Raw genomic sequence first — 2,668 nt, 5'->3', positions numbered from 1 at the left:
TATTATCAGAGAATGACCAATTATTTGCGTCTAAGTACAAATTAATTCTTCCTACAGAAGAAGAATTAACCGCAGAACTTGATAGGAATGTGCGCTATCTGCGCGAAACACGGGATGATTTATAGGTAATTTAAGTTTATCAATTTGCTCCTGATCATGAAGTGTATTTGTGATAAAATTTGTACAAAACATAAAAAAGATTGACATTTTTACATAAATTCTGTATATTATGCAACATACGGTTAAAAAGTCTAAACTTACGAGGATATAAAATGAAAAAACGTCAGACAACATTACTTAATCTGATAATTGTTATGGGCATAGCATTTATCGGCTGTAATGATCCCGAAACTAAGCCTGTTACCTATACGGTAGCATTTAACGCTAATGGGGCTGTCGGAACGGTTCCGGCACCGCAAACAGTAGCAGCGGGCGCGTTAACAACTTTGCCGGATAGAGGTAAATTAAGCAAAGCCGGAAGTGTTTTTATGGGGTGGAGCGAGAGTTCAGACGGGAATGACCCGATACTTTTCGCCGGAGATTCCGTTTTTGTGACTAAAAATATAATTTTTTACGCGCAGTGGCTTGTCCAATACAATGTGACATTTAACGGTAACGGCGCAAGCGGAACGCCGCCTTTATTACAAAAGGTCAATCCCGGCGAAGTTATCATTCTTCCCGACATAGGAGACTTGAACATTTCAGAGAATATATTTTGCGGCTGGTGTGAAAGCCCGGGCGGCGGAGGAACAATATATACTATCGGGGCTATCATTACCATTACCAGAAACATGATTTTCTACGCCCAATGGCTTGACGGCTCAAGACCGCAATATACCGTTACCTTCAACGCCAACGGCGCGACGAGCGGAGCAGTTCCTGCGCCGCAGACAGCGTACTCAGGCATCAGCATCACAGTTCCGGGACAGGGGACGCTTGCGTACAGCGGAAAAATATTTGGCGGATGGAACACGCAGAGCAATGGCGGTGGAACAAACTATACGATTAACGCTGTTTATACCGTTACAGAAAATGTGACGTTATACGCTAAATGGCAGAGTGCGGTTCAATACACCGTCACCTATAATGCCAATGGCGGAAGTGGTAATTCACCGGAAACAAAAACTTTTAATGAAGGTGAAATATTAATTTTACCAGAAGCAGACGGCTTAAGTAGAGAAGGTTATATATTTAAATGTTGGAATACATCTTCAACGGGTACAGGTTCAAGTTATAATGCAGGATCAAGTGTATCGGTATATACAAATATGAATTTTTATGCAATTTAGGATTTATTATTGCCAACAAACCTTTCTTTGGAGCAAGCAATAGCTTGGATAAGTGTAAATGGCACAAATAACAGTGAATATGTTGTTACGTTACGTGAAAACAATGCTTTATCTGGTATTTCGTTAAATTTTTCTGGTAAAAAAATTACCATAAAACTACAGGGCATTGGCGAAGAAAGAATTGTACTTCTTAATTCAAATACAGCACTTTTCTCTATAAATAGAGATGTAACATTAATTCTTGATAACATGGTTACCTTAAAAGGTTTGTCTACTAATACAGATAATGAAGTAATTAAGGTTATTGGTGGGACACTCATAATGAATGATGGTTCAAAAATATGTGATAATTCGGGCGGAGGAGTATTAGTTACTTCATCAACAGGAACTGTAACTTCTGGGAAATTTATTATGAATGGTGGAGAAATAAGTGGGCATATAACAACGTCGTCTGGCTTTTACGGGATTGGTGTTTGTATCGAATATGGAGATTTTATCATGGAAGGAGGTGAAATCAAAAATAATTTCGGTGGTTATGGAGCAGGTGTTGCGATCTATTCACGAGGCAATTCTACATTTACAATGAATGGCGGCAGTATTAATAATAATAAAGCGTATTGGGGTGGGGGTGTTTGTGTTTATAATCCTTTGGGAGAGGTTAAAGCCGAATTTATTATGACTGGTTCAGCAGAAATTTGCAATAATGAGGCTGGAGGAGGAGGTGGTGTACATATTGGTCGATTAGGTGCTGGATCTGGTGGTGAAAATTGTTTTTTCAATATGAACGGAGGAGCAATATTTAATAATACAACAACAAGAGGTACAGGTGATTATGGTGGTGGCGGTGGTGTTCGTGTTGGTAGAGGTGGTATTTTTTATAAATCAAATACAGGAAATGCGGTAATATATGGTGGTAATGCAACATCAGAGTTATCAAATAAATCTCCAAATATGACAAGTGGTAATGCTGTTTTTGGTTATAACAAAAATGGTTCCAGCATCAAAAGAGATTGGACGGCACAATCATATGTTTTGCTTGATAGTTCTGTAAATGGTAATGAAGGTGGGTGGGATTAAAAGATATTTACTACAAATATGCTATAGCGATAATGCGTGTTATCTGACACCGCTTTTTCATAGGTACCTTGCCTTGCAAGGGTACACCATATATGTGAGGTTACACAATAGTAAAATGCCTATTAGTGCTAGAAGATGTATGCCCAATAAATCCTTGAGTACAGGCGGGCAGGCTCAACATCATAAACTTAAGCTAGCAGACAATCAAAAAAAGCGTTAGGATCAGAAAAGGGGCTATGAGCGAATATGAAACTCGTTTGCGAATAGAACAGTTGTTTTTGGGAATACGCAGTGAATGGATA

At 38.8% G+C, this 2,668-nt stretch carries 2 protein-coding genes; both read left to right on the top strand.

From position 1 onward, the window contains the following. Positions 1-272: 272 nt before the first annotated feature. Positions 273-1,289 carry an InlB B-repeat-containing protein gene (locus tag ACYVRA_RS06085; protein ID WP_461251859.1) on the top strand — a complete coding sequence of 339 codons (1,017 nt, stop codon included), beginning with the start codon at positions 273-275 and terminating at the stop codon, positions 1,287-1,289. A gap of 9 nt (positions 1,290-1,298) precedes the next feature. Next, on the top strand, positions 1,299-2,366 hold the full coding sequence (locus ACYVRA_RS06080; RefSeq protein WP_461251858.1) for a hypothetical protein: 1,068 nt from the start codon (positions 1,299-1,301) through the stop codon (positions 2,364-2,366). Positions 2,367-2,668: the final 302 nt, after the last annotated feature.

Source organism: Treponema sp. R8-4-B8, assembly GCF_054786175.1.
Note: the sequence above shows the minus strand (reverse complement) of the source record. Positions and strands in the feature narration are given on the sequence as shown.